The organism is Microbacterium sp. Z11_20, assembly GCF_057197605.1.
The window spans coordinates 216,248-239,707 of sequence record NZ_JBXVOQ010000002.1; the positions used below are offsets into that span (position 1 = coordinate 216,248).

The window sequence follows — 23,460 nt, forward strand, 5'->3', positions numbered from 1 at the left end:
AAACCCCGCGCCGCGGCGTTTCTCGTCCGGATCGTCGTTTCTCGGGGAGGGGAGCGGGGTCAGACCGTGCCGTAGAGGCGGTCGCCGGCGTCGCCGAGACCGGGGACGATGTACCCCTTCTCGTCGAGTCGCTCGTCGAGCGCTCCGAGCACGAGGGTCACGTCGCGGCCGGCGACCTGCTTCTCGATGGCGGCGACGCCCTCGGGTGCGCCGAGGAGGCAGATCGCGGTGACGTCCTGCGCACCGCGGCGGAAGAGGAAGTCGATCGCGGCGCCCAGCGATCCGCCGGTGGCGAGCATCGGGTCGAGCACGAAGCACTGGCGGTCGCTGAGGTCGTCGGGCAAGCGCTCGGCGTAGGTGGTCGGCTCGAACGTCTCCTCGTCGCGCACCATGCCGAGGAATCCGACCTCGGCGGTGGGGAGGAGCTTCACCATCCCATCCAGCATCCCCAGTCCTGCCCGCAGGATCGGGACGACGATGGGGCGGGGTTCGCTGATGCGGACGCCCGTCGTGGTGGTCACGGGAGTCTGGATCTCGCGCGGCTCGACGCGCACGCCGCGCGTCGCCTCGTAGGCCAGCAGCGTCACGAGTTCTTCCGTGAGCTGCCGGAACACCGGCGACGGCGTACGCGCGTCGCGCAGCACCGTGAGCTTGTGGGTGATCAGGGGGTGGTCGGCGACGTGCACACGCATAGGCTCAATCTATCCTTTCGACCCCCCCGGAGCCGCATGACCGTCCCGCCCGCCGACCTCGTCGCGATGCGTCGCGCGATCGTCCTCGCCGCCCAAGCGGGCGTTCACGGCGATGTCCCGGTAGGGGCAGTGGTGATGGATGCGGCGGGCGCCGTGATCGGCGAGGGACGCAATGTCCGCGAACTCCGTCACGACCCGACGGCGCACGCCGAGATCGTCGCCCTCCGCGAGGCCGCCGCATCCCTCGGCACGTGGCACCTGGCCGGCTGCACGCTCGTGGTCACGCTGGAACCGTGCGTCATGTGCGCGGGGGCGGTGCTGCAGGCGCGCGTGCCGCGGCTCGTCTTCGGAGCGTGGGACGACAAAGCCGGCGCCGCCGGCTCGGTCTACGACATCGTGCGCGACCGCCGGCTGCCGCATCGCGTCGAGGTCGTCGCCGGTGTCGAGGCGGCTGCATCCACTGCCCTGCTGCAGCGCTTCTTCGCCGAGCGCCGCTGACCCGCGCAGTCCGTCGACTCGCCAGGAAACGTCCGGTTTCGGCGCGGACGTGCGCGTTTGCTGGCGACTCGACGGGGTTGGGGGGTCAGCGGGGGAGGTGCGGCAGGACTTCTTCGCCCAGGAACTCCACGTGCTCGACGTCCTGCTGATCGAGCAGCTGGAAGTACACGCGCTCGATGCCGTGCGAGCGGTACACCGCGACCCGGTCGGCGATCTCCTCCGGGCCTCCCACGATGTTGGTTCCGTCGCGCACCTCGTCGAGGGTGCGCCCGATGCGGGCGGCGCGACGGGCGACCTCGTCATCGGTGGCACCGGCGATCGTCGACATCGCGATCGAGAGGCGCACCGTGCCCGGGTCGCGACCGACGCGCTCGCAGGCCGCGTGCAGATTCCGGATGCGCTCGGGGATCTGATCATCGGTGGGGAACCCCAGGTTGTACTCGGCGGCGAAGCGGGCCGCGAGCTCCGGGGTGCGTCGTTTACCGCCGCCGCCGATGATGATCGGGAGCGGTCGCTGCACCGGCTTCGGGAGTCCGGGCGCCTCCGTGAGGCGATAGTGGGAGCCCGAGAACGAGTAGGAGTCGCCCACGGGTGTGCGCCAGAGCCCGGTGACGATTTCCAGTTGCTCCTCGAGGAGGCCGAAGCGCTTGTCGGGGAACGGGATGCCGTACGCCTCGTGCTCGCGCGTGAACCATCCGGCCCCGAGGCCGAGCTCGACCCGCCCGCCCGACATGTCGTCGATCTGAGCCACCTGGATGGCGAGAGGTCCGGGCAGCCGGAACGTCACCGGCGAGACGAGGGTGCCCAGGCGGATGCGGGACGTCTCTCGCGCGAGCCCGGCGAGGCTCGTCCACGCGTCCGTCGGACCGGGAAGCCCGGCGCCGGAACCGGCGAGGTAGTGATCGGAACGGAAGAATCCCGTGAAACCGAGGCGCTCGGTCGCCTCGGCGAAGGCGAGCTGGTCACCGTACGTCGCGCCCAGGTGCGGCTCGGTGAAAATGCAGTACTCCACCGTGCCAGTGTGTCAGGGGCGGCAGGTCACGGTGCACCGACCGTGCCGGGTTCTCCCTCGGCCGGCACAGCATCACCGGTGGGGAGGCCGCCGGTGACGGCGGTGCGGTCCACGTCCGGCTCGAGGTAGATCGCCCGGGCGACCGGCACGGCCGTGCGGATGCGTTGCTCGACGGTGTCGATCCGTGCCGCCACATCGGCGAGCGGCTCATCGTGGGGGAGAGCCACCTTCGCGGCGACGAGCAGCTCATCGGGCCCCAGGTAGAGCGTCTTGATGTGGATGACGCGGTCGATCTCGGGTCCGTCCTGGATCGCCTCGACGATGCGGTCGTGGTCGGCGTCGGTGGCGCCCTCTCCGACGAGGAGACTCTTCGTCTCGATGCCCAGGACGATCGCGACGCCGATGAGGAGCGTCCCGATCATCAGGGTGCCGATGGCGTCGAACACCGGGTTGTGCGTCAGGGCGGCGAGCCCCACCCCGCCGAGGGCGAAGACGAGGCCGATGAGGGCGGCGATGTCTTCGAGCAGGACGACGGGCAGTTCGGGCGCTTTGGAGTGGCGGACGAACTGGACCCATGACTGGCCCGGCAACCGCACGTGGTTGCTCTCTCGCACGGCCGTTCGCAGCGAGAACGATTCCAGAACGATCGCCACCACGAGCACGGCGATCGGGATCCAGACGTTCTCGAGTTCGTGGGGGTGCGTGAGCTTGTCGATGCCCTCGTAGATCGAGAACAGCCCGCCGACCGAGAACAGGATGATCGACACGACGAACGCGTACACGAACCGTTCGCGGCCGTAGCCGAACGGATGCTCGCGGTCGGCCTCACGCCGCGCCCGGCGTCCGCCCAGAAGCAGGAGCAACTGGTTGCCGGAGTCGGCGAGGGAGTGGATCGCCTCGGCGAGCATCGACGCGGAGCCCGAGAGGAACCACGCGAAGAACTTGGCGATGGCGATTCCCATGTTGGCCAGGAACGCCGCGATGATCGCGCGGTTTCCGCCGGTTGCACTCATACTCAGTCCGCCGATCGGATGATGATGGCCTCCGTCGACGGGGCCGGGTCTGCTGGGGTACCGACGTAGCCTATCTGCGTCAGCAGCGCGTGGCGGAACGCGGCAGGGGCCTCCAGATGCGGACTGTGTCCCACGCCCGGGAGGAGCACCTCGGTGACCTCCCCGCCTGCCGCCGCATAGGCGTCCAGCACGTCGCGGGTCTGCGACACCATGGGCTGCGGCGGAGCGACATCGTCTCCCGGCCAGTCGGGCAGGATCCCGAGGAGGCCGAGGTCGTTCGGCTCGTAGATCGAGGCATCCGACACGATCGCGTCCACCTCCCCGCGCACCCACAGGACGGGGGGCTTGTCGGCGAGGCCGACGATGCCCGAGACGTCGAAGTACTTCGGTGCGAGCGCGTTGAGAACGCCGGTCGCTCCAGCGGCGAAGCCCGGCCACGTGGACGTGCGGACGATCTCGCCGGGGTAGTTTCCCGTTGCCGTGGATGTGCCGAGCATCGCGCTCACCCACACGTCCTCGTGCTCGGTGACGTAACCGCTCGCCACGAAGGCGGCACGGAACACGCTCCGGGGCGAGGTTTCCGCGTCGTCGCCGGTGTCGCCGGCATCCAGCCGCCGCACGAAGTCGGGGTTCACCATCCCGCCGCCGGTCCCGGCATCGTCCTCGGTGATCCGGGAGCCGTCCCGGCGCGTACCGCCGAAACCGTACGGCGAGATCGGCGCCTCGAGCGTGAGGGAGAGGACGGGGTGCTCCAGGGCGTACTGCAGGATGACGGCGGCGCCCAGCGACCAGCCGACCAGGTGCGCCGCGGGGAGCCCGAGGGCCTCCATGGTGGCGGCGAGGTCGTCGCTGAAGTCCCGCACGCCGCGCGTGGCGTCGACGGGAACGTTCTCCGTGCCGCCGTAGCCGCGCAGATCCACCGCGATGACCCGCAGGTCACCGGGCAGATCCTGGAGGATCTCCTGCCAGAACAGGGATGACCCGACCGTGCCGTGCACGAAGACGAGGGTCCGCTCGGCGGGGGTGGCCGGGTCATCCGCCGCCCGCTCCAGGACACTGACGCTCAACCGCGATGTCTCGAGGCGGCGCGAGGTGATGCCGTCGAAAAGGGTCGTCATGGGATCCTCCGCACTTCCTCGCGGGTGCCGGGACGCCCGCGACTCGACTATATCTCCGGCCCTCGCGCGACGGAACGCGGGGCGGCTCAGCCCTGGGGCGGCGCCTGCCCCGTGTAGAAGGCGTAGGTCGCCCTGGACCGGGGCGAACCACGTCAGGACCGAACCAAACGGCCCTCATAGGATGGCGCCATGAGCGCTCCGCACCCCGATTCCCTGCCCGCCATCGCGATCCTCGGGGCGGGCTCCATGGGCGGGGCGATCCTGCACGGCCTCGTCCGCTCAGGTGCCGCCCCGTCGATCACCGCGACGAACCGCACGCGGGCGAAGGCCTCCGAGCTCGCCGGGCAGGCCGGGGTGACCAGCGTCGCGCTCGAGGACGAGCCGGGCGCCAACGTCGCAGCCGCCGCAGCCGCGGACGTCGTCCTCATCGGGGTGAAACCGGCGATGGTGCCCGATCTCCTCCGCGAGATCGCGCCGCACCTCCGCGACGGGGTGCTCGTGGTGAGCCTGGCGGCAGGCGTCCCGATCGCGACGTTCACCGGCATCCTCGGCCCGCGCGCGGTGGTGTTCCGTTCGATGCCGAACACGCCGGCCGTGGTCGGCAAGGCCGTGACGGGGATCGCGGGGGACTCCGCCGCATCCCCCGGCGACATCGCCGTCGTGCGGCGCCTGTTCGAGACGGTGGGAGCGGTGGTGGAGGTTCCGGAGTCGCAGGTCGACGCGCTCTCCACGATCTCCGGGTCTGGTCCCGCGTACGTCTTCCTGCTGGTGGAGGAGCTCACCAAGGCCGCCGTGGCGAAGGGGTTCGCCGAGCCGGAGGCGCGGCTGCTCGCCGAGCAGACCTTCATCGGTGCCGCCTCCTTGCTGGAGGCATCCGGCGAGGAGGCGGGGGAGCTCCGCCGCCGCGTCACGAGTCCCAAGGGCACGACCGAGCGGGCGATCGCCGTCCTGCAGGACGCCGACCTCGCCGGCCTCTTCGCACGGGCGACGGATGCTGCCCTGGCCCGCGCGCGGGAACTCGCCGCCGGGGACTGACCGCCGCGACGGCTCAGCGCCTGACCGCCGCGACGGCTCAGCGCCTGACCGCCGCGACGGCTCAGCGGTCGAGTGCGGCGAAGCGCTCGATGTCGGAGTTCGTCCCCGACACGATGATGAGGTCGTGGTTCGTGACGACGGTGTTCGCCTCCGCGTAGCGGAAGGGGCGGCCCGGGCTCTTCACACCGACGACGGTCACGTTGTACCTCGTCCGCACACCGGATTCGTTGAGGCCGACACCGCGGATGAACTTCGGCGGGTACATCTTGGCGAGCACGAAATCGTCGTCGAAGCGGATGAAGTCCAGCATCCGCCCGCTCACCAGGTGCGCGACGCGCTCGCCGGCCTCGCGCTCAGGGTAGATGACGTGGTTCGCGCCGACACGGGCGAGGATCTTGCCGTGCGACTGCGACACGGCCTTCGCCCAGATCTGCGGAACCTTGAGGTCGACCAGGTTCGCGGTGATGAGCACGGACGCCTCGATGAGCGACCCCACCGCGACCACGGCGACCTGGAAGTCTTGCGCGCCGATCTGCTTGAGCGCGTCGATGTTGCGCGCGTCGGCCTGCACGGCGTGGGTGACCCGCTCCGACCACTTCTGCACGAGGTCCAGGCCCGCATCGATCGCGAGCACATCGCGGCCGAGACGGTCGAGCTCTCCGGCGCAGGCGGCGCCGAAGCGCCCCAGGCCGATGACGAGGACGGGTGCGTCGCCCCGGATGCGGTCAACCAACGATGGGCCTTTCCACGGGCAGGGAGTAGAGCTGGGTGCTGGATGTCGCGGCCACCGCCGCAGCGAGTGTCACTGTACCAATGCGGCCCATGAAGATGGTGGCGGCCATCACGTAGACCGCCGGGTCGGAGAGACCCGCCGTCAGTCCGGTGGACAGGCCCACCGTCCCGAACGCGGAGATCACATCGAACAGCACATCCGAGATCGGGTCCTTCGTGAGTTGCGCGATCACGATCGTCGACAGCGCCACGATCGTCGCGCCCCACGCCACGACGGATAGGGCGACCCGCTGGACGTCGCTCGGGATGCGGCGACCGAAGGCCTGCACGGAAGACCGGCCCTTCGCCTCCGAGAAGACCGCCAGCGCCAGCACCGCGAGCGTGGTCACCTTGATTCCGCCGGCGGTGGAGGCCGACCCGCCTCCCACGAACATGAGCATGCTGCCGACCACGAGGGACGAACCATTGAGTTCCCCGATGTCGACGACGGAGAATCCGCCCGAGCGCGTCATGGCGGACAGGAAGAAAGCCTGGAAGGTGGTGTCCCACGCGTCCATCGATCCGAAGGTGGCGGGGTTGTCGTACTCCAGAGCGACGAAGGCGCCGGCGCCGAGGACGAAGAGGACGGCGGTCGTGATGAGGGTCAGCTTCGCGTGCAGCGACCACCGGCGCACGTGCCAGTAGTGCTTCCACAGCGTGTAGATGACGGGGAAGCCGATGCTGCCGAGGAAGACGCTGATCATCAGGATCGTCAGCATCGCGTAGTCATCGGCGAAGGGCGCCAGTCCGCCCGGGTTGGGCGTGAACCCGGTGTTCGTGAACGACATGGCGGCGTAGTAGGGCGCCTCCCACAGGGCGACGAGCGGGTCGACGCCGGCCAGGAGCATCGTGGGGTACAGCAGGACCGCCACGACGCCCTCGATGACGAGGGTGGACAGGGCGACGGTCACCAGGAGCTGTCCCACTTCTCCCAGGCGCACGGTCTGGCTTTCGTTGACCGGTCCGGCGTGGGCGCGCATGGGGTTCGTGTCGCTCGCGGCGATGAGTTTGGCGCGGAGCCCGAGCCGGCGGGAGATCACCAGGCCCAGCACGGAGGCGAGGGTGAGCACCCCCATCCCGCCGATGTTGACGCCGATGAAGATGATGACCTGTCCGAAGGCCGACCAGTGGCTCGCCATGTCGAGGGTGGCCAAGCCGGTCACGCAGATCGTCGACACCGCGGTGAACAGGGCGTCGGCGAACGGCGTCCGCCGCCCGTCCGCGGCGGCTGCCGGCAGGGAGAGCATGAGCGTGAACAGGAGGATCAGGATCGCGAACACCACGACGGCGAATCGCGCGGGCGACGACGTCGTGATGTTGCGCAGGCGATCCCAGCCCTGTTCGAGCATCGGGAGCCATCCGCGGCGTCCGCGAGACCGCGCCAGCGCTGACGCCATCACGTCGCCCCCTTCGCTCCGTGGACCTCGCTCATGGTACTCCGGCGCGAGCGCGACTAATCTGAAGCCATGGTGGACATCTTCGACGTGATCGCAGACCGCACGCGTCGCGACATCCTCCAGCTTCTCCTCGACCGATCACTGGCCGGTGAGGACGGCACCAGCGTGTCGCACATCGTGCAGGCGCTCGGGGTGAGCCAGCCCACGGTCTCCAAGCACCTGAAGGTGCTGCGCGATGTCGAGCTCGTGTCGGTGCGCGAGGAAGGGCAGCACCGCTACTACAGCATCCAGACTGCGCCGCTGGATGAGATCGACGATTGGCTCGTGCCTTTCTTCACGATCGACCCGCCGGCCGCCGTGGCACTGCCGGAGACGGCGGCGTACGCGGCCGACGTGGTCGGGCGCGCCGCCGCCTCGGCGAAACACGCGGTGGCTGCGGCCCTGCGCAAGCTGCCGGGCCGCTGACGCCTCAGGCGGCCGCGTCGGTGGAGTCGCCCTCGTCGTCCGGGTCGGTTCCGTCCTGCTCGTCCGTGGGAGCGTCCTCGTGCGAGTCGGTCCCGTCGCGCGGGCCGTCGCCGTCGCGCGGGCCGTCGCCGTCGCGCGGGCCGTCGCCGTCGCGCGGACCGGACCCGTCACGCGGTCCTGGGCCGTCGCCTCGTCCGCCACCGTCGCGCGGGCCCGGCCGGGAGTCGTTCCCCTCATCGGATTCGCCGGAGCGGGGACCGGCCTCCTGATCGCTCGGGCCCTCCTGGCCGGGGCCGGGTCGCTGCTCGGTGTCGGCGCCGCCGTCGCTGAGTTCGAAGCCGGAGGTCTGGGCCGGGCCGAGATTCCACCCGGTCGCGACGCCGCCGCCGAAGGCGAGTCCGGCGACGACCAGACCGCCCGCGACCGCGGCGGTGATGACGGGCCACGAACGGCTCTTGGCCTCGCGGTTCTCCTCGGCGCGTCCCTCAGCGCGCCCTTCGGCGCGTTCTTCGGCGAGGAAAGCGGCCGGGGGGGTGGGGGTGCTGTCTTCGGGGGTGCGGGAAGGGGCCGGATTGTGTCCGGCTGCATTCTTGTCGTTCATGCCGCCACTATGCCGGGGCGGATTATGCGCACGGCATGACACCGTTCAGCGTCCGCTGAGAATGGTTCAGCATCCGCTGAGAACGCCGGCGTGCCTTCGCGCGCGCAATCCCAGCGGCCACAGCAGCCCCGCCGGTTTACACGCGTCGCGCCGACGCCCTAGAGTGTCGTCAGCACACCGCGAAGGAAGGAACGGCCATGGCCGAGTTGCCGGACGTCCGCTTCCTCACCGTCGCCGAGGTCGCCGAGCTGATGCGCGTGTCCAAGATGACGGTGTACCGGCTCGTCCACGCGGGGGAGCTCCCCGCGGTGCGTTTCGGTCGCAGCTATCGCGTGCCGGAGTCGGCAGTGATCGCCGCCATGCAACGGCCGGTCTCGGACGTCGGCTAGACTGATCCGAGGCCTTTTTCTGCGCCTCGTATACCCGGGAGCCGGCGAACGGCACCCAGACCCCTGACATTGTGAGGTTTCCCGTGGGTTCTGTCATCAAGAAGCGCCGTAAGCGCATGGCGAAGAAGAAGCACCGCAAGCTGCTTCGCAAGACACGTCACCAGCGCCGTAACAAGAAGTAGACGGCCACAGCACCGAGCGCCTGTCCTCCGTGACGGGCGTTTCGTGTTGGCCGCGCCCGATCCGCGATCGTCCTTCTAGGAGCCGCCATGCAGTCGATCTCTGTCCAGCAGCTACGCGAACGTGAGGGCGTCCCGCTCATCGACGTGCGCGAGGCCGACGAGTTCGCGTCGGGGCACGTTCCCGGAGCCGTCAATGTGCCGATGTCCACCCTGGGCGAGCATCTCGACGAGTTGCCCGAGGGGCCCTTCGACGTCATCTGCCAGCTGGGCGGGCGTTCGGCGCGCGTCGTGGAGGCGCTCACCGCGCGCGGCATGGATGCGACGAACGTCGAGGGCGGCACCACCGCGTGGGCTGACGCCGGTTACGACGTCGAGCGCTGACCTTCGGCGCGGGTCGCGCTCGGAGCATCCTCTCCTGCATAGGATCGAAGGATGACCACCCTGACCGTTATCGGCAAGCCCGGCTGCCACTTGTGCGACGTCGCCGAGGAGATCGTCGACGCGGTCGTGGCCGACCTGCCGACCGCAGTTGCCGATGATGTCGTGGTGGAACGAGTCTCGATCCTGGATGACCGCGCACTCTACGAGCTGTGGGCGGAGAAGATCCCCGTGGTGCTGATCGACGGCGCGCTCCACGCGCACTGGCGCGTCTCGGCCGACCGGTTGCGCGCCGCGCTCCTCCCGGTGGAGCAACGCCAGGACGCGTCCGCCTGACGGCAGCCCCCTTCGGCGCCCCGGCCGACGCGGCACGGGACGCTTCCGCTCGGGGCTAAGGCCCCTACTGCCGCCCGGGGTTCATTCATACGATTCGGGCATGACAGTCGGGCGTTTCTCGGTGCCGACGCCGGGGGTCGTCGTCCGCGCCACGCCGACCCCCGGCGATTCCGACCGGAACGATCGCCCGAGTGCCTGATGCGGCATACCGTGCCCCCGCGCGCGTGGACGTGGCCTGTCTGCTCGCCCTGACGTTCGCGACGGGGATCGTCGACGCGCTGAGCTGGATCGGGCTCAGCCGGGTCTTCACCGCGAACATGACGGGCAACGTGCTGATGATCGGCATGGGGCTCGCCGGTGCGGGCCAGGTGAACCCGTACCCGCCGCTGTGCATCCTCGCGGCCTTTCTGATCGGCGCTGCCCTCGTGGGGCGGGACGCGGGCCTCGCGACGGGGGGCTGGAACGTCCGCACGACGCGGGTGTTCTCCCTTGTGGCGGCGACCCTGCTGATCCTCTCGGCGGTGAGCGCCGTCTGGCCGCCGCACCGCTTCGCGCCCTCCGCCCTCGTCATCAGTGCGGTGCTGGCCGCCGCGATGGGCGCCCAGGGAGCCGAGGCGACGCGCTTGGCCGTTCCGCAGCTCACCACCGTGGCCGTCAGCAGCGCCGCGATCGGCGTCGGGATGAGCCTCCTCCTCGGCCCGTCCCGGGCGGCGGGCTCCGGCGTGCTCCGGCGCCTGCTCGCCATCGTCCTGCTCGCGGCGGGGGCGTGCGTCGGTGCCGTGCTGATCGATGGCGCTTTCAGCCTCGGACTCCTGGTGGCCGCCGTCGTCGGTGCCGCGGCGACGGCGATCGGGCACCGGCACCGCGTTCGGGATTAGGCCACGACCGCGCCCGAGGACGAGCTCGAGGGGCTGTCCTCAGCGGTTCCGCGAGTCACCCCGCTGGTCATCGGGTCTCATCACGGGGATGGCGTTGGTGAACACCGAGGCGCGTTCCTCCGCCTCCGTGCTCCCGGTGAACAGGCCCGCGCCGGGGTCGGGTGCGGGTTCTTCCACCGACGTGGCCTCAGGGTCGGCGGGCTCGCTCAGCACAACGCGCTGGACGGGGAGGGCCGTGGGCATCGTGTGCTGCATCCACGTCACCATCCCCTCGCGCACGTAGCAGCGGAGGTCGAACAGCGTCGGTGCGTCGGCGGCCGAGACGAGAACGCGGACGCGGACGAATCCGCCCGTGGCCTCCGTCACCTGCAGCACGGACGTGCGGGTGTCCCACAGGTGGGTGCGCAGGAGGATGTGGTCCAGATGCTCGCGCATGCGCGCCGGCGAGACCCGCCAGTCGAGGTCGAATTCGACCGAACCCAGCAGCTCACTGCCGCGACGCGTCCAGTTCTCGAACGGCTGCGTCGTGAAGTAGGTGCACGGGAGCACCAGGCGCCGGTCGTCCCACAGGTCCAGCACGACGTAGCTCAGCGTGATCTCGCCCACGCGACCCCATTCGCCCTCCACAACGACGACGTCGTCGACGCGCAGCGCGTCGCTGAATGCCAACTGGAGACCGGCGAACATGTTGGCGAGCACCGACTGCGCAGCCAGGCCCGCAACGATCGACGCGATGCCCGCCGACGCGAGGACGCTCGCGCCCACGGCCTGCACCGCCGGGAAGGTCAGCAGGATCGCGCCGATGGCGATCACGACGATCAGCGCGATCGCCAGGCGCCGCACGATGAGGGTCTGGGTGCGGATGCGGCGGGCCACCCGGTTGTCGGGGACGTCGATGCGATATCGACCCAGGGTCACGTCGGTTGCGAAGGTCACCAGGGCGCTCAGGAGCCACGCCGATGCGCCGATCACCAGGATGGTGAAGACCTGGGTGAGCACCGGCATCCACGTCGCCTCGGGAAAGGCCATGCCGACGGCCGTCCAGATCGCGGACACCGTCACCACCGTGCGGAAGGGCGCTCGCGCGTGGTGCATCAGCCGGCGCGGCCACGCGCGCCGGCGCGCGATGAGCCGGGCCGCCACCGTGACGACGACGATGAAGACGGCCGCGGCGAGAAGACAGACGATCAGGATGAACGCGAAGTTCAGCCAGGGGTTTTCCAGCATGAGGCTCCTCGAGAAGATCGCCGGACGGCTCGACGGCCGGGGCATCCACCCTACGAGAGCGACCGCCGCGGCGCTGCCCTCCGCCGGTGCGGGGCGGTCGGCGACTCAGACCACGGCGCGCGCCGGCACCGGGGCAGGCGTCACCGCGATCCGGACGGCCTGGTCGTACTCGACCCGCTCGTCGGCGGCGTGCTGGAGGCGCACGAGCGCACCCTCGGCCGTGCGGACGAGGGTGCGCCGGAAGCTTCCGAGGAAGACGGCCGCGTCCCATTTCTCGCCGAGCAGCGTGCCGCCGACCGAGGACTGCTCCTCGGTCGGCACGACAATCTCCTCGGGCGCCGCCGGCAGCGACGCGGCGAGGTCGTCATCGATCGTTCCCTGCGCGATCATGGCCTCCATGCGCGCCGGGCGGGCGCCCCCCTTCAGCCACAGGTTCTGCACCTCGTCGCTGTAGAGGAACTCCTGCCCGGTCGCCAGGCCCACCGCCGCGAATGCTGAGCCGGCCTGCGTCGGGTCGCCGTTGATCGCGACGGCGCCGCGGAAGTCGTCGCTCAGCAGATCGTCCAGCTCTTCGGGAGCGTGCAAGCGCGCCGAGTCGTAGCCGATGGACAGGTAGCCGCCGTAGCCGCCGACGAACAGGCCCGAGGGCTCCTTGAGCGCATCGGGGATGTCGCCCCACGTCTGCACCTTGTACGGCGCGAACCCGTCGGTGTTGTCCAGCGCGACGGTCAGGCCCAGGTCGAAGACATCGGGGGCCGTGTCCAGCCCCTCGTTGGTCTCGGCGGCCTGGATCTCCTCGGCGCTGGAGATGTCGGGCGACTGCTCGGTGACGATGATGTCGGGGTAACGCTCGGCGAACAGATCGAGGATCTCTCCGTAGTTCGCCCAGTCGCGCGGAAGCGCGATGACGTTGAGCTGACCTTCGGCGGCCGCTGCGGCCTCGAGCTCTTCGAGCGTGCCGAAAGCGGCGAGGCTCGTCGCTGACGCCGCGTCGATGCCCGACGCGGCGTCGTCGGTGGCGTCGGCCGCGCCGCCGCAGCCGCTCAGCCCCAGCGCCGCGACGGCTGCGAGTGCGATGGCCGCGACCGTGCGACGGGAGCGGACAAGCGTGGATGACATGCGATTCCTCTCGGGGGGCACCGCCGCATCCGCAAGCGTCCGCGATGCAGCCGGATGAGAGGACGCTACGGCGCTCGGGTGACCGGCCGGTCCGACCCCCGGGACGCCTCGGTGTCCGGCGCGGGAAAGGAAGGAGGAGGCTCAGGCCGTGAGGCGGCGCGTGAGGCGGTCGAGGTCGTCGTCGGTCGCGCCGCCGGAGCGCAGGTACGCGCGGGAGCCGCCATGGTCATCGAGCCAGGCGAGCGCCGCCTCGATCGCGGCCGGCGGGCTGCCGGCGATCAGTTCCGCGAGCGCCGGTGTCACCTCGACGCCCATCATCGTCACCATGCCGCGCATCCGGTCGAACCACGCGCCGGCCAGCTGCTCCTGCGAACGGGCGTAGTCGGCCACGATCGCGTCTCGCGTGACACCCACCGCATCCAGGATCGCCGCCGTCGCGACTCCGGTGCGGTCCTTGCCCGCCGTGCAGTGGATGAGGACGCCACCCTCCTCCTGGGCGACGAGGCAGGCGACGTCGGCGAACACGGACGCGCCGTGCTCCAGCATCCCGCGGTAGATGTCGGCCAGCGTGGGAAGGTCGCGCAACGCCTGCTCGACCGCCCGGCCGGCGGCCGCGTGGTCGCCGAGTGCGCGCGCGGCGAGCGACTTCTCCAGGAGCTGCGCTATCGCTCCCTCCAGGAGCGGCAGATGCCGTTCGCTCAGGGGGCGGGCGGAGGGAAGCCGGTCACGAGCGGTGTCGCGTTCCACGCCCGTCCGGAAGTCGACCACGGTGTCGATGGGGGATGCCGCGAGCTGCTCGACCCCGCGCGGGGTCAGCGCCTGCAGCGCATCGGATCGGAAGAGAACCCCGGATGCGGTCACCCCGCCCCCGGCGAGGGGGAGCGCACCGAGATCGCGGAAGTTGTAGGTGCCCTCGAGCCCGTCCGAATCCGTCACGCCCTCAGGCTACGCGCCGCCGTGCCCCACTGCCGCAGCCGCGAGAATCCAGGCCCCCGGCGAGAAATGCGGGTGAGCGCGGGATTCTCGCCGCGCGATCGGATTCTCGTCGCGTGGACGGCGCGTACGGTCAGGGAGCGAGGCGGGTGGGGCCGCGGAAGAGGAACGTGACCTCCCGGATGGAGGACTCGCCCAGGAGCAGCATGAGCAGGCGAGCCAGACCCATCCCGAATCCGCCGTGCGGAGGGGTGCCGTACCGGAAGAAGTCGAGGTAATCCGAGATACCGGCCAGGTCGAGGCCCTTCTCCACCGCCTGCTCCTCCAGCACGCGCACACGGTGCTCGCGCTGCGCGCCGGTGGTGATCTCCACGCCCTTGAAGAGCAGGTCGTAGGACTTCGTCATCCCCGTCTCCGGGTCGCGCATGTGGTAGTATGGCCGGATTTCGGGGTGGTAGTCGGTGACGAACACGAACTGGTGGCCGTACGTCTCCTCGATGTACGCGGCCACCTGGCGCTCGCCCTCCGGGTCGAGGTCGCCGTCGGTGCGCGGAATCTCGTAGCCGCGCTGCGCGACCGCCTCACGGGCCTGGGCCAGCGGGATGCGGGGGAAGGGCACGGTCGGGACGACCACCTCGATGCCGAACAGCTCCTCGATCTCGGCGCCGTGCTTGTCCTTGACCGCCTGGATGGCGAACTGCAGGAGTTCTTCCTGCATCCGCGCGACGTCTTCGTGCGAGTCGATCCAGCTGATCTCCGCATCGATCGAGGTGAACTCGGTCGCGTGACGGCTGGTGAACGACGGGTCTGCGCGGAAGACGTCGCCGATCTCGAAGATCTTGCCGAAGCCGGCCGACTGGGCCATCTGCTTGAAGTGCTGCGGGCTCTGCGCGAGGTAGGCGGTCTTGTCTTCGAAGTAGTCCATGCTGAACAGCTCGGCGTTGGACTCCGAGGGGCTCGACATCAGCTTGGGGGAGTGGACCTCGATGTAGTCGCGCTCGATCCAGTACGTGCGCATGGCGTGCTCGAGCGTCGTCTGGACGCGGAAGATGAGGTTGTTGCGGGCCTGGCGGAGGTCGAGGAAGCGCCAGTCCATGCGCTTGTCCATGCCGCTGTCGGCAGCGATGGGCGTCTCGGGGAGCGCCTCGCCGGCGATCTCGAGGGCATGGAGCTTGATCTCGACGCCACCGAGCTTGACGCGCTCATCGTGCTTGAGCTCGCCCGTCGCCGTGAGGAACGTGCCGGTGGCCAGGGCCGAGATCGCCTCGGTGAGCGCGAAGGCGGCGGATGCCTCGGAGTCGGCGCCCTCGGCCGCTGAGCCTGTCGCAGCGTCGCGCGTCGCGGGGTTCACCAGCTGCACGGCGCCGGTCTCATCGCGCAGGATGACGAACTGCACCTTCTTCTGGTCGCGCACCGTCTCGACCCATCCCGACACCGAAACCGGGCCGTCGGGGAGGGACTGCAGCTGCTTGACCAGAACGCGTTGACTCACGAGGGTTCAGTCTACGTGGGGTGGTCCCGCTGCTGGAGCGGGCCGGCATCCCTGTGCCGTTCGGCCCGCAGCTGGGCGAGCTTGCACAATCCGATGATCGCCGCGAGCGGCTTCACGGCGGCGATCTCGCCCCAGCGATGCTCGTTGGCGCGCTGGAGTCGCCGGGCAAGATCGGGTCGGAGCATCCACAGGTACGCCCGCGCTTTCTCCGCGTGCAGGGAGTTGGACACGATCTTGATCGCGTCCACGTGCTCGACCAGCGGGATGGCGTGGGCGATGTTCTCCCGCGTGGTGGTGCTCGTGCGATCGAGGCCGACCGGGCCGGTGAAGCCGCGCTCGCGGGCGTACTGTGCCATGAGATCGGCCTCCGGGAGGTCTCCCGCGACGTCGCCCCCGCAGAGGACGAGCAGGCTTTCCGTCGCGTCCGGTCGCAGCGACCGGAGCCCCGCGCGCACCCGGTAGCGGCTGAGATAGTTGATCCGTCGTCCTCTGTTCCGGAAACCCAGGACGATCACGGCCTCCGAGCCTGCAGCGGGCGCTGCGACGTTTCCGAGTCGGCGACGCGACGCCCGCCAGTGGACCACCTCCGCCCACGCCAGAACACCGGCCACCAGTGCGGCCAGAACCACGAGGAGGCGCCGCATTGGGCGAGTGTACTCACGCGGGGCCCTCCGGACGCGAGCGCGAGGGGCCTGACCGGTCGATGGAGAAGCGCTCGTCGCCGGCGGGGATATCCCGGCCGCCCAGAGGCGGTCTAGGTCCGGCGGCCGACGAGATCGAGAAGCCGGGTTCGAGATCGGGTGACCGCTCTCCACCGGCGGTGCGGGTCGTGCCATCCCGGCGCGCGCACCTCCGGAACGCCGCGATTCATCCGGATGCCCCATCCGCTCCGGTCGAGGAACCGGTGGTGGAACCAGCACAGAAGCACCCCGTTGTCCGTGTGGGTGGGACCGCCGCGCGCGTGCTCGGTGACGTGGTGGATCTCGCACCATCCGGCCGGCACGCCGCACGCGGGGATGATGCAGCCGCCGTCCCGCAGGGAGATCCCGCGTCGCTGGTAGCGGTTGAACACGCGCTCTTCGGTGCCGAGCCGGGTGATGCGTCCGCTCTCGTCGAGTCGGATGCGCTGGATGCTGCCACTGCAGGCGACGTGGCGGGCGAGCGCGGGTGACAGCGGCTCGTCGGTTCCCTCCGCGGATGCCCAGCCGCGCCCGGCGCGGAAATCCTCTTCGCGGATGGAGACCACCAGGGTGGGGGCGGCGCCTCCGATCGTGGGCAGCTCGCCGCCGGCGGCGGCCGCGCCCAGGGCGGTGGCGAGAGCGTCGTGCTGCCGCTGGGCATGCCGGCGGTCATCGACGGGCGGTCGTTCGTCGAGCTCGTCGTAGGAGCCGGACGGGGACTCCTCGCGAAAGGCGACGCCGGCGTCGTCGGCTCGCGGCGACAGCACCGCGTCGAAGATGCGCTGCAGCTGCGCGGCGACCTCCGGCAGCAGTCGTCCGCGGAGCGGCACGAGACCCTCGTGCGGCGCACCGAGGGTCACGCCGCGTCGATGAGCGGCGGCGCGATCCGCCGGTTCCGCACCGTCCTGGTCGAGGGCCGCCGACCAGGCCAGAGCCTGCACTCGGAGGAGATCGGCGCAGGCCGGCGGCGCGGCATCCGGGCCGGCTCCGCGCGCCTCGGCGGCGAGGATCTCGTCGGCGACCAGGACGCCCTCGCGCGCCACGCGCCGGTCGAGCGCCGACAGCGGCGTGCTCACCGCCAGCACGCCGTCGACACCGACGTCTCCGGCGGTCATCGCGGAGCGGAGGGCCGGGAGGAACGGGGGGAGCACTTCGCCGGACGAGGGCGAGACCTGCCCCCGCACGGCGCGGGCTGCGCGCTGCCACTTCGCCGCCGTCTGCGGGGCGACCCGGGTGGTGCGCTGCAGCAGCTCCGACACGTCGTGGCAGCCCGCGCGAGAGCTGAGCCGGGCATCGCGGTCAGGAGAGCCGGATCGCCCGGCGACCTCGCCGGCCAGTTCCACCAGGAGCGACTCTGCGCGGCGCTCCAGGCGGCCCGCGAGCGCGAGGGCCTCGAGCAACCCGTCGTCGCGAGCGGCGCCGACCGCGTCGGCGGCGAAGAGGTCATCGACGGCGGCGTCCACGCGATCGACCAGATCGCGGAGGGTGCCGGCGAGCTCTTTCATACCTCGATTCTGCCGAGGGCCACCGACATCCTCGGGGTGAGATTCCCTGGTCAGCGAGGATTCTGTGGATAACTCATGCGCGGCAATGCCAGGATGATCCCATGAGCCATCCGATGCCTGCCGCGTCGTCGTCCACCGGGCAAACCACGCGACCGCGCCGGCCCGTGCGCGTGTGGGACATCGTCGTCACCGCGGTGCTGCTCGTCCTCCTGGGGATTGCCGCGGCGATCGCGTCCTACTTCGGCCTCTTCCTCGCGATGGCCTCGGATGGATGCTTCGACAGCTGCAACGAGGGGATGCTGAGCTTCGGCGTCTGGTTCGCGGTGATCTCGCCGTGGGTGGTGCTCCTCCTGGCCCTCGCCGCCGCCGTCGCGCTCCTCATCCTGCGGCGGCTGGCCTTCTGGGTGCCGCTGACGGGTGCCGCACTCACGGTGGCGACCTTCTTCGTGGCGGTCGGGATCGTGGGCGCCGCCGTCGGCACGTAGCCCGCTCGCCCGCCGGATGACCGGATTCGCAGCGACAGAAGCTCTCCTCCCGTCGCCGTAGCCGAAAACGCATACGCTGCGGAAACATCCCGCGCGTTTGGCTGGGGTAATGCCTTCGCCCGCCACGGAACTCGTCGTGCACGATGAAGCGATCCGCGCGAACACCGCGCAGTTCGCCGCGCTCACCGGCGGGCGGCTGATGGCCGTCCTGAAGGCCGACGCGTTCGGCCACGGCGCCATCGCGCGCTCGGTTCTCGACGCCGGTGCGATGTCCATCGGCGTCACCTCCATCGCGGAGGCGCTCGCCCTGCGGGCGACGGGCATCGCCGCACCGGTCCTCAGCTGGCTGAACCCCGTCGACTCCGACTTCGAAGCCGCGGTGCGCGCTGACATCGATCTCGCGGTGCCCAGCGCGGAGCTGCTCCACGCGGTCGGGCGGGCGGCGCTGGCGGTCGGCAAGACCGCCCGGGTGCACCTGCACATCGACGTCGGTATGGCTCGCGACGGGTGTCCCCCTCACGATTGGCCGACGCTGTGCGCGCTCGCGCGGGAGGCGCAGGCGAACGGGTCGGTCCGGGTCGTGGGGATCATGGGGCACATGTCCTGCGCCGACGATCCGGACAATCCTCAGAACATCCGCGAGCGCCTGACCTTCGAAAGCGCCGTACGAACCGGCCGGCGCCGCGGCCTGGCGCCCGAGGTGCTCCACCTCGCAGCCACGGCCGCGACGCTCACCGGGGTCGGTCGCGGCTTCGGTCTGCACCGCATCGGCGCCGGGCTGTTCGGCATCGACCCGTCGCGGACTTCGCGCACGCTGCGTCCGGCCCTGTCGTTGACCTCGTACGTCGTGTCGTCGCGGGATGTGCGCCCCGGAACCGGGGTCGGGTACGGGCTCGCCCACGTGGTCGACCGCCGCACGAACCTCGCCCTGCTCCCCGTCGGCTACGGCGACGGCCTCCCGCGCGGGGCGTCCGGTCGCGCCGAGGTCATGGCGAGGGGACGGCGTCGGCCGCTCATCGGCCGGTTCTCGATGGACATGGTCGTCGTCGACACCGGCGATGACCACCTCGCCCCCGGCGAGCCGGTGATGCTCTTCGGGCCCGGCTCGCACGGCGAACCCACCGTCGCGGACTGGGCGGGGTGGGCCGACACGATCGAACACGAGATCGTCACGCGTCTCGGAAGCCGAGTCGCTCGCATCCACCGGACCATGAGCGGCCGCATGGCGGTCGCGGAGGCAACGTCATGAACCAGCACACATCTCCCCGCGTCGCCGTCATCGGGGGTGGGGCGAACGACGAGCACGAGGTGTCCCTGGCATCAGCGGCCGCTGTCGTGCGAGCCGTCCGTGCCCTCGGGCTCGACGTCGTGCCGATGACGATCGGCCGGGACGGCACGTGGCACCACGGCGGCGGGGCCGTGTCGGCGGCTGCAGCGGTCGCCCTGCTCACGACGTGCGACGTGGCCTTCCCCGTACTGCACGGGGTCAATGGTGAGGACGGCTCGGCCGCGGGCCTCCTGGGAATGACCGGGCTGCCCTATGTCGGCTCTTCCGTGCGGGCCGGAGCGCTCGGCATCGACAAGTGGGTCACGAAGCTCGTCGCCAGCGCGCTCGGCATCCCCACGGCGCCGGGCGCGCTCGTGCGGGACCGATCCGAATCCGCCGCGGTCACCCTCCCGCCGCCCTACGTGGTCAAGCCGACGACCGGCGGGTCGAGCAACGGGGTATCGGTCGTGCGTGATCGCGGCGACCTGGCCGCTGCCATCGGGCGAGCACGGAGCCTGGGCGACGCCGTGCTCGTCGAGCAGTACGTGAGCGGCCGCGAAGTCGACATCGCCCTGTTCCGCGACCGCGACGGCCGCCTGCGCGCCGGTGCGACGCTGGAGATCGGCGTCGCCGCCGGCGGGGTGTTCGGCCGGGAGGAGAAGTACGACGGGACCGCGTCCTTCACCGTTCCCGCGCCGGTCAGCGCCAACGAGGAGAGGATGATCGCCCGCGCGGCGGCGGCCCTCTACGAGGCCCTCGGATGCGGCGGCGTGGCGCGGTTCGACTTCTTCCTCACCGCGGCGGGCATCGTCCTCAACGAGGTGAACACGGCGCCGGGCCTGACCGAGCAGTCGCAGGTTCCGCGCATGTACGCGGCGACCGGGCTCGGGTACGTCGAACTGATCCGTGAACTCCTCGAGACCGTTGTGGGAGCGCCCATCGGGGCGGAGGTGCGCCGATGAGCGCGCCCGCGGGCGCCCGGCTGGAGTGGGGGGATGGTCTCAAGGGGCTGCTGATCGTCCTCGTTGTCTTCTGGCACGTCGTGATGAAGTCGTATCTTCAGGTCGACTGGCAACTCGGCGTCCCCCTCCCCGGGGTCTGGGGTCTCGCCGCCGACGCGATCTGGCCGTTCCTGATGCCGCTGTTCCTCCTGGTGTCGGGGTACTTCGCGGCGAACGCCTACACGCGGCCCTGGTCGGTGGTGTTCCGATCGCGCGTCGTCCGCTTCCTCTACCTGTACCTGCTGTGGACGCTCATCCACATGGCGGCGATGTGGGCGTTCCCCGATTTCCCCACCCTGGTGCCGCGCAGCGTCGCCGGGTTCATCGAGGCCATCACCATCAGCCCGCCCAACACCTGGTATCTCTACGCGCTGGCCCTGTACTTCCTCGTCGCCAAAGGGCTCCAGCGCGTGCCGCCGTGGGTCGTGATCGCCGGCGCCGCCGCTCTTTCCGTCGTCGTCTCGGCGGGTCTCATCGAAGTGGTGAGCAACCGGGGATCGCTGCTGTACAACCTGCTGTTCTTCCTCCTGGGTCTTCATCTCGCCCCGCAGATCCGGAGCCTCATCGGCCGGGCCACACCGGTCTGGGCGGCCATCGCCGTCGCCGTCTACGCGCTCGCGTTCACCGCGATGCGCGTCACCGATTCGGAGACCGTCCCGGGCGTCTGGCCGGTGGTGTCGCTCATCGGAGTCACGATGGGGCTGCTGGCAGCGCCCCTCCTCGTGCGGTTACCGCTCGTCGGACGGGGAATGACGTGGCTCGGGTCGCGCACCCTGGCGATCTACGTCATCCACATGCCGCTGCTGGCGCTGGCCGATCTCCTCCTCGTGGGGTGGCTGTCGGGAGCAAGGATCTCCGTCCAGTTCGTCGCCGCCCTCCTGCTGCCGCCGTTGCTCACGGCGGCCGTCGTCGCCGCGAGCGTCGCGCTCGGCGCGCTGATCGTGCGGGATCGCCTGTACTGGTTGTTCGACCTGCCGATGCGCCGCTCGCCGGGGGAACCGACGCCGGACGGCGCGCCGGTCGGCGTGGGTCGTCGCATCCCGTGGCGTTTCGCCGTCGCCGTCCTGCTGCTGATCGTGACGGGGGCGGTCGCGTTCCGTGGCCCCGGCATCCCGGGATGCCCGCCCGACGCGTCGTTCCAGGCCGCCTCCCGGCCGGGGCAGGTGAGCATCGGCGGCACGGGCGACGTGCTGCTCCACGACGTCGGTCACGAGGTTCCCGCAGACGGCGGCGCGGATCATTTCGACGAGGTGCGTCCGTGGTTCACGCAGGACATCGTGACCGGCAACCTCGAGCAGGTCGTCTCGGCCGACACGGGATACGACAAATGCGGTTCGGGAGCGCAGTGCCTGGCGTTCCGCAGCGACGCGGAGGCCGCTGCGCATTTCGCAGGGTTCGATCTGCTGAATCTCGCCAACAACCACACGAGCGACTTCGGCCGCGAGGGATACGAGAACACCCGGCGGCACCTCGCCGCCGTCGGCATCAGAACCGTGGGGGAGCGCGAGGAGATCGCCTGCACGCGCGTCGGCGACGTCACGGTGGCCGTGCTCGGGTTCGCGCCGTACGGCGACGCCAACCGGCTGACGGACCTGCGCCATGTGCGCCAGGTCGTGGACGCTGCGGCCGCCACGGCGGACATCGTCGTCGTGCACGCGCACATGGGAGCCGAGGGCGCCGGCGCCGATGTGGTGGCCGGCGGGATGGAGAGGATGTACGGCGAGAAGCGGGGCGACGTCATCGCCTTCTCGCACGCCGCGATCGATGCCGGCGCCGATCTCGTGCTCGGCCACGGGCCGCACGTGCTGCGCGGCATGGAGTTCTACCGGAACAGGCTCATCGCCTACAGCCTCGGGAACTTCGGCGGCGGAGGGGTCTTCGGTGCGGAGGAGGCCACCAGGTACGGCGCGTATGTCGAGGTCAGCCTCCGGGAGGACGGGAGCGTGATCGACGGGCGGTTGCGCTCCGTCCGCTTCGAGCACGACGGGGGCAGACCCGTTCCCGACCCCGACGGGCGGGCGGCGCAACTGGTCGACGAGCGCGGTCGACGCGACTTCCCCGATACCGCGGCGCGGATCGACGCCGACGGGAGGATCGCCCCGCCGGCGGCCGGCGAGTCCCCGTAGCCCCACCGCCCGGCTCGCTCACGCCTCCGGATGACCGGAGCGCAGACGGGGGGCACCCCCCAGGAAGTCGTCACCTGCCGCGCATAGGCTGGATGGCGGCATCCCCATCTCTGCCGATCACCGAGACGAAGGCCCGATGACCGACATGCACTTCGCAGCGAATTCCTCCGGCGCCGACGGCTCGTGGCTCACCGCCCTCGTCGACTGGACGGTCTCGCTCATGGAGGTGATCGGTCCGGTCGGTGCCGGAGTAGCCATCGCGCTGGAGAATCTCTTCCCGCCGATCCCCAGCGAGGTCGTGCTGCCCGTCGCCGGCCTCACGGCGAGCCGCGGGTCGTTCACGCTCGCCGAGGCGCTCATCTGGACCACCGCGGGCTCGATCGTGGGGGCACTCGTCCTCTACGGCCTCGGCCGCTTGCTGGGCGCCGACCGGCTGCGCCGCGTCGCCGACAAGATTCCCCTCGTCAAAGCCGAGGACGTCGACAAGACCGTCGCGTGGTTCCAGCGCCACGGCGGCAAAGCGGTGTTCTTCGGGCGGATGCTCCCGATCTTCCGCAGCCTGATCTCCATCCCCGCCGGCGTCGCGAAGATGCCGGTGTGGAAGTTCGTGCTGCTGACGGCGGCGGGGAGCCTCATTTGGAACACGATCTTCGTCCTGGCCGGATTCTTCCTCGGTGAGCAGTGGCACATCGTCGAGCAGTACGCCGAGATCCTTCAGTACATCGTCATCGCGGCGCTCGTGGTCGCCGTCGCGTGGTTCGTCTTCACGCGGGTGCGCTCTGCCCGGCGGTCGCGGCAGGGGCAGGGCGGCGCCTGAGGGGCGCGTCCGCTCAGCGCGTCCACAGAGGGCCCCGGCCTAC

The 23,460-nt window shown here is 70.6% G+C and carries 25 protein-coding genes and 1 pseudogene; 13 read left to right on the forward strand and 13 right to left on the reverse strand.

Features of this window, described 5'->3' with window-relative positions; translation table 11 throughout:
• Positions 1-59: 59 nt before the first annotated feature.
• Positions 60-692, reverse strand: coding sequence for a uracil phosphoribosyltransferase (upp, locus tag AC2DFQ_RS06010; RefSeq protein ID WP_484508286.1), 633 nt, complete (start codon positions 690-692; stop codon positions 60-62).
• Positions 693-728: 36 nt separating this feature from the next.
• On the opposite strand from upp, the gene tadA reads away from it, so the two are divergent.
• Entirely contained in the window at positions 729-1,190 is a 462-nt protein-coding gene (gene tadA / locus AC2DFQ_RS06015) for a tRNA adenosine(34) deaminase TadA (RefSeq protein WP_484508287.1), read from the forward strand.
• Positions 1,191-1,275: 85 nt separating this feature from the next.
• Here the strand turns inward: tadA and AC2DFQ_RS06020 are convergent, their stop codons facing one another.
• Genes AC2DFQ_RS06020 through AC2DFQ_RS06030 form a run of 3 tightly spaced genes read right to left on the reverse strand, consistent with a single transcriptional unit; the run spans position 1,276 to position 4,333 of the window.
• Positions 1,276-2,202 (reverse strand): LLM class F420-dependent oxidoreductase, encoded by a 927-nt coding sequence (locus tag AC2DFQ_RS06020; protein WP_484533262.1) that lies wholly within the window; start codon positions 2,200-2,202, stop codon positions 1,276-1,278.
• A gap of 26 nt (positions 2,203-2,228) precedes the next feature.
• Positions 2,229-3,215, reverse strand: coding sequence for a cation diffusion facilitator family transporter (locus AC2DFQ_RS06025; protein ID WP_484533263.1), 987 nt, complete (start codon positions 3,213-3,215; stop codon positions 2,229-2,231).
• 2 nt (positions 3,216-3,217) lie between these two features.
• Positions 3,218-4,333: an alpha/beta hydrolase gene (locus AC2DFQ_RS06030; protein WP_484533264.1), complete on the reverse strand. Its 1,116-nt coding sequence runs from the start codon at positions 4,331-4,333 to the stop codon at positions 3,218-3,220.
• A 189-nt stretch (positions 4,334-4,522) separates the two neighbouring features.
• On the opposite strand from AC2DFQ_RS06030, the gene proC reads away from it, so the two are divergent.
• A complete protein-coding gene (gene proC / locus AC2DFQ_RS06035; protein ID WP_484533265.1) occupies positions 4,523-5,368 on the forward strand; it encodes a pyrroline-5-carboxylate reductase in 846 nt (281 codons plus the stop codon).
• Between the two features lie 61 nt (positions 5,369-5,429).
• Here the strand turns inward: proC and AC2DFQ_RS06040 are convergent, their stop codons facing one another.
• Together AC2DFQ_RS06040 and AC2DFQ_RS06045 are read right to left on the reverse strand one after the other, a co-directional pair.
• Positions 5,430-6,101, reverse strand: a complete 672-nt coding sequence (locus AC2DFQ_RS06040) for a potassium channel family protein (RefSeq protein WP_484508292.1) — start codon at positions 6,099-6,101, stop codon at positions 5,430-5,432.
• Positions 6,094-7,488 carry a TrkH family potassium uptake protein gene (locus AC2DFQ_RS06045; protein ID WP_484509969.1) on the reverse strand — a complete coding sequence of 465 codons (1,395 nt, stop codon included), beginning with the start codon at positions 7,486-7,488 and terminating at the stop codon, positions 6,094-6,096. Before AC2DFQ_RS06045 ends, AC2DFQ_RS06040 begins: the two co-directional genes overlap by 8 nt.
• 117 nt (positions 7,489-7,605) lie before the next feature.
• Here AC2DFQ_RS06045 and AC2DFQ_RS06050 point away from each other — a divergent pair, with 117 nt between their 5' ends.
• Complete coding sequence (locus AC2DFQ_RS06050) at positions 7,606-8,001, forward strand: ArsR/SmtB family transcription factor (protein ID WP_484533266.1); 396 nt, start codon at positions 7,606-7,608, stop codon at positions 7,999-8,001.
• Between the two features lie 4 nt (positions 8,002-8,005).
• Here AC2DFQ_RS06050 and AC2DFQ_RS06055 read toward each other — a convergent pair whose 3' ends face one another.
• Positions 8,006-8,602 (reverse strand): hypothetical protein, encoded by a 597-nt coding sequence (locus AC2DFQ_RS06055; RefSeq protein ID WP_484533267.1) that lies wholly within the window; start codon positions 8,600-8,602, stop codon positions 8,006-8,008.
• A gap of 197 nt (positions 8,603-8,799) precedes the next feature.
• Here AC2DFQ_RS06055 and AC2DFQ_RS06060 point away from each other — a divergent pair, with 197 nt between their 5' ends.
• From AC2DFQ_RS06060 to AC2DFQ_RS06080, 5 genes are all read left to right on the forward strand, one after another.
• Positions 8,800-8,991, forward strand: a complete 192-nt coding sequence (locus AC2DFQ_RS06060; protein ID WP_484508295.1) for a helix-turn-helix domain-containing protein — start codon at positions 8,800-8,802, stop codon at positions 8,989-8,991.
• 83 nt (positions 8,992-9,074) lie between these two features.
• Positions 9,075-9,173 carry a 30S ribosomal protein bS22 gene (locus AC2DFQ_RS06065; protein ID WP_003792170.1) on the forward strand — a complete coding sequence of 33 codons (99 nt, stop codon included), beginning with the start codon at positions 9,075-9,077 and terminating at the stop codon, positions 9,171-9,173.
• Positions 9,174-9,260: 87 nt separating this feature from the next.
• Complete coding sequence (locus AC2DFQ_RS06070; protein ID WP_484508296.1) at positions 9,261-9,554, forward strand: rhodanese-like domain-containing protein; 294 nt, start codon at positions 9,261-9,263, stop codon at positions 9,552-9,554.
• A gap of 51 nt (positions 9,555-9,605) precedes the next feature.
• Positions 9,606-9,887, forward strand: coding sequence for a glutaredoxin family protein (locus AC2DFQ_RS06075; RefSeq protein WP_484508297.1), 282 nt, complete (start codon positions 9,606-9,608; stop codon positions 9,885-9,887).
• 191 nt (positions 9,888-10,078) lie between these two features.
• Complete coding sequence (locus AC2DFQ_RS06080; RefSeq protein ID WP_484533268.1) at positions 10,079-10,765, forward strand: YoaK family protein; 687 nt, start codon at positions 10,079-10,081, stop codon at positions 10,763-10,765.
• Between the two features lie 39 nt (positions 10,766-10,804).
• Here the strand turns inward: AC2DFQ_RS06080 and AC2DFQ_RS06085 are convergent, their stop codons facing one another.
• The 6 genes and pseudogenes from AC2DFQ_RS06085 to AC2DFQ_RS06110 form a co-directional block, all read right to left on the reverse strand.
• A complete protein-coding gene (locus tag AC2DFQ_RS06085; protein WP_484533269.1) occupies positions 10,805-11,992 on the reverse strand; it encodes a mechanosensitive ion channel family protein in 1,188 nt (395 codons plus the stop codon).
• A gap of 252 nt (positions 11,993-12,244) precedes the next feature.
• Positions 12,245-13,111: pseudogene (locus tag AC2DFQ_RS06090) on the reverse strand (ABC transporter substrate-binding protein); the annotation flags it as partial.
• A gap of 141 nt (positions 13,112-13,252) precedes the next feature.
• Positions 13,253-14,047, reverse strand: a complete 795-nt coding sequence (locus AC2DFQ_RS06095) for a tyrosine-protein phosphatase (protein ID WP_484533270.1) — start codon at positions 14,045-14,047, stop codon at positions 13,253-13,255.
• A gap of 130 nt (positions 14,048-14,177) precedes the next feature.
• Complete coding sequence (gene aspS, locus AC2DFQ_RS06100) at positions 14,178-15,536, reverse strand: aspartate--tRNA(Asn) ligase (RefSeq protein ID WP_484533271.1); 1,359 nt, start codon at positions 15,534-15,536, stop codon at positions 14,178-14,180.
• An 11-nt stretch (positions 15,537-15,547) separates the two neighbouring features.
• On the reverse strand, positions 15,548-16,180 hold the full coding sequence (locus AC2DFQ_RS06105) for a YdcF family protein (protein WP_484533272.1): 633 nt from the start codon (positions 16,178-16,180) through the stop codon (positions 15,548-15,550).
• A gap of 110 nt (positions 16,181-16,290) precedes the next feature.
• Positions 16,291-17,721, reverse strand: a complete 1,431-nt coding sequence (locus AC2DFQ_RS06110; protein WP_484508305.1) for an HNH endonuclease signature motif containing protein — start codon at positions 17,719-17,721, stop codon at positions 16,291-16,293.
• A 101-nt stretch (positions 17,722-17,822) separates the two neighbouring features.
• On the opposite strand from AC2DFQ_RS06110, the gene AC2DFQ_RS06115 reads away from it, so the two are divergent.
• From AC2DFQ_RS06115 to AC2DFQ_RS06135, 5 genes are all read left to right on the forward strand, one after another.
• Positions 17,823-18,206 (forward strand): DUF6264 family protein, encoded by a 384-nt coding sequence (locus AC2DFQ_RS06115; RefSeq protein ID WP_484533273.1) that lies wholly within the window; start codon positions 17,823-17,825, stop codon positions 18,204-18,206.
• Positions 18,207-18,315: 109 nt separating this feature from the next.
• Positions 18,316-19,455, forward strand: a complete 1,140-nt coding sequence (gene alr / locus AC2DFQ_RS06120; protein ID WP_484508307.1) for an alanine racemase — start codon at positions 18,316-18,318, stop codon at positions 19,453-19,455.
• A complete protein-coding gene (locus AC2DFQ_RS06125; protein ID WP_484533274.1) occupies positions 19,452-20,435 on the forward strand; it encodes a D-alanine--D-alanine ligase family protein in 984 nt (327 codons plus the stop codon). Before alr ends, AC2DFQ_RS06125 begins: the two co-directional genes overlap by 4 nt.
• Positions 20,432-22,600, forward strand: a complete 2,169-nt coding sequence (locus tag AC2DFQ_RS06130; RefSeq protein WP_484533275.1) for a CapA family protein — start codon at positions 20,432-20,434, stop codon at positions 22,598-22,600. The genes AC2DFQ_RS06125 and AC2DFQ_RS06130 overlap by 4 nt, the downstream gene beginning before the upstream one ends.
• Before the next feature lie 136 nt (positions 22,601-22,736).
• The gene (locus AC2DFQ_RS06135; RefSeq protein WP_484508310.1) at positions 22,737-23,417 is read left to right on the forward strand and encodes a DedA family protein; all 681 of its coding nucleotides are present in this window, start codon (positions 22,737-22,739) and stop codon (positions 23,415-23,417) included.
• The last annotated feature ends 43 nt before the right edge of the window (positions 23,418-23,460 follow it).

Coding starts and splice junctions, on each gene's coding strand:
- upp (WP_484508286.1), bottom strand. CDS start 692: ATGCGTGTGCACGTCGCCGACCACCCCCTGATCACCCACAAGCTCACG.
- tadA (WP_484508287.1), top strand. CDS start 729: ATGACCGTCCCGCCCGCCGACCTCGTCGCGATGCGTCGCGCGATCGTC.
- AC2DFQ_RS06025 (WP_484533263.1), bottom strand. CDS start 3,215: ATGAGTGCAACCGGCGGAAACCGCGCGATCATCGCGGCGTTCCTGGCC.
- AC2DFQ_RS06030 (WP_484533264.1), bottom strand. CDS start 4,333: ATGACGACCCTTTTCGACGGCATCACCTCGCGCCGCCTCGAGACATCG.
- proC (WP_484533265.1), top strand. CDS start 4,523: ATGAGCGCTCCGCACCCCGATTCCCTGCCCGCCATCGCGATCCTCGGG.
- AC2DFQ_RS06045 (WP_484509969.1), bottom strand. CDS start 7,488: ATGCTCGAACAGGGCTGGGATCGCCTGCGCAACATCACGACGTCGTCG.
- AC2DFQ_RS06050 (WP_484533266.1), top strand. CDS start 7,606: ATGGTGGACATCTTCGACGTGATCGCAGACCGCACGCGTCGCGACATC.
- AC2DFQ_RS06055 (WP_484533267.1), bottom strand. CDS start 8,602: ATGAACGACAAGAATGCAGCCGGACACAATCCGGCCCCTTCCCGCACC.
- AC2DFQ_RS06060 (WP_484508295.1), top strand. CDS start 8,800: ATGGCCGAGTTGCCGGACGTCCGCTTCCTCACCGTCGCCGAGGTCGCC.
- AC2DFQ_RS06070 (WP_484508296.1), top strand. CDS start 9,261: ATGCAGTCGATCTCTGTCCAGCAGCTACGCGAACGTGAGGGCGTCCCG.
- AC2DFQ_RS06075 (WP_484508297.1), top strand. CDS start 9,606: ATGACCACCCTGACCGTTATCGGCAAGCCCGGCTGCCACTTGTGCGAC.
- AC2DFQ_RS06085 (WP_484533269.1), bottom strand. CDS start 11,992: ATGCTGGAAAACCCCTGGCTGAACTTCGCGTTCATCCTGATCGTCTGT.
- AC2DFQ_RS06105 (WP_484533272.1), bottom strand. CDS start 16,180: ATGCGGCGCCTCCTCGTGGTTCTGGCCGCACTGGTGGCCGGTGTTCTG.
- AC2DFQ_RS06110 (WP_484508305.1), bottom strand. CDS start 17,721: ATGAAAGAGCTCGCCGGCACCCTCCGCGATCTGGTCGATCGCGTGGAC.
- AC2DFQ_RS06115 (WP_484533273.1), top strand. CDS start 17,823: ATGAGCCATCCGATGCCTGCCGCGTCGTCGTCCACCGGGCAAACCACG.
- alr (WP_484508307.1), top strand. CDS start 18,316: ATGCCTTCGCCCGCCACGGAACTCGTCGTGCACGATGAAGCGATCCGC.
- AC2DFQ_RS06125 (WP_484533274.1), top strand. CDS start 19,452: ATGAACCAGCACACATCTCCCCGCGTCGCCGTCATCGGGGGTGGGGCG.
- AC2DFQ_RS06130 (WP_484533275.1), top strand. CDS start 20,432: ATGAGCGCGCCCGCGGGCGCCCGGCTGGAGTGGGGGGATGGTCTCAAG.
- AC2DFQ_RS06135 (WP_484508310.1), top strand. CDS start 22,737: ATGACCGACATGCACTTCGCAGCGAATTCCTCCGGCGCCGACGGCTCG.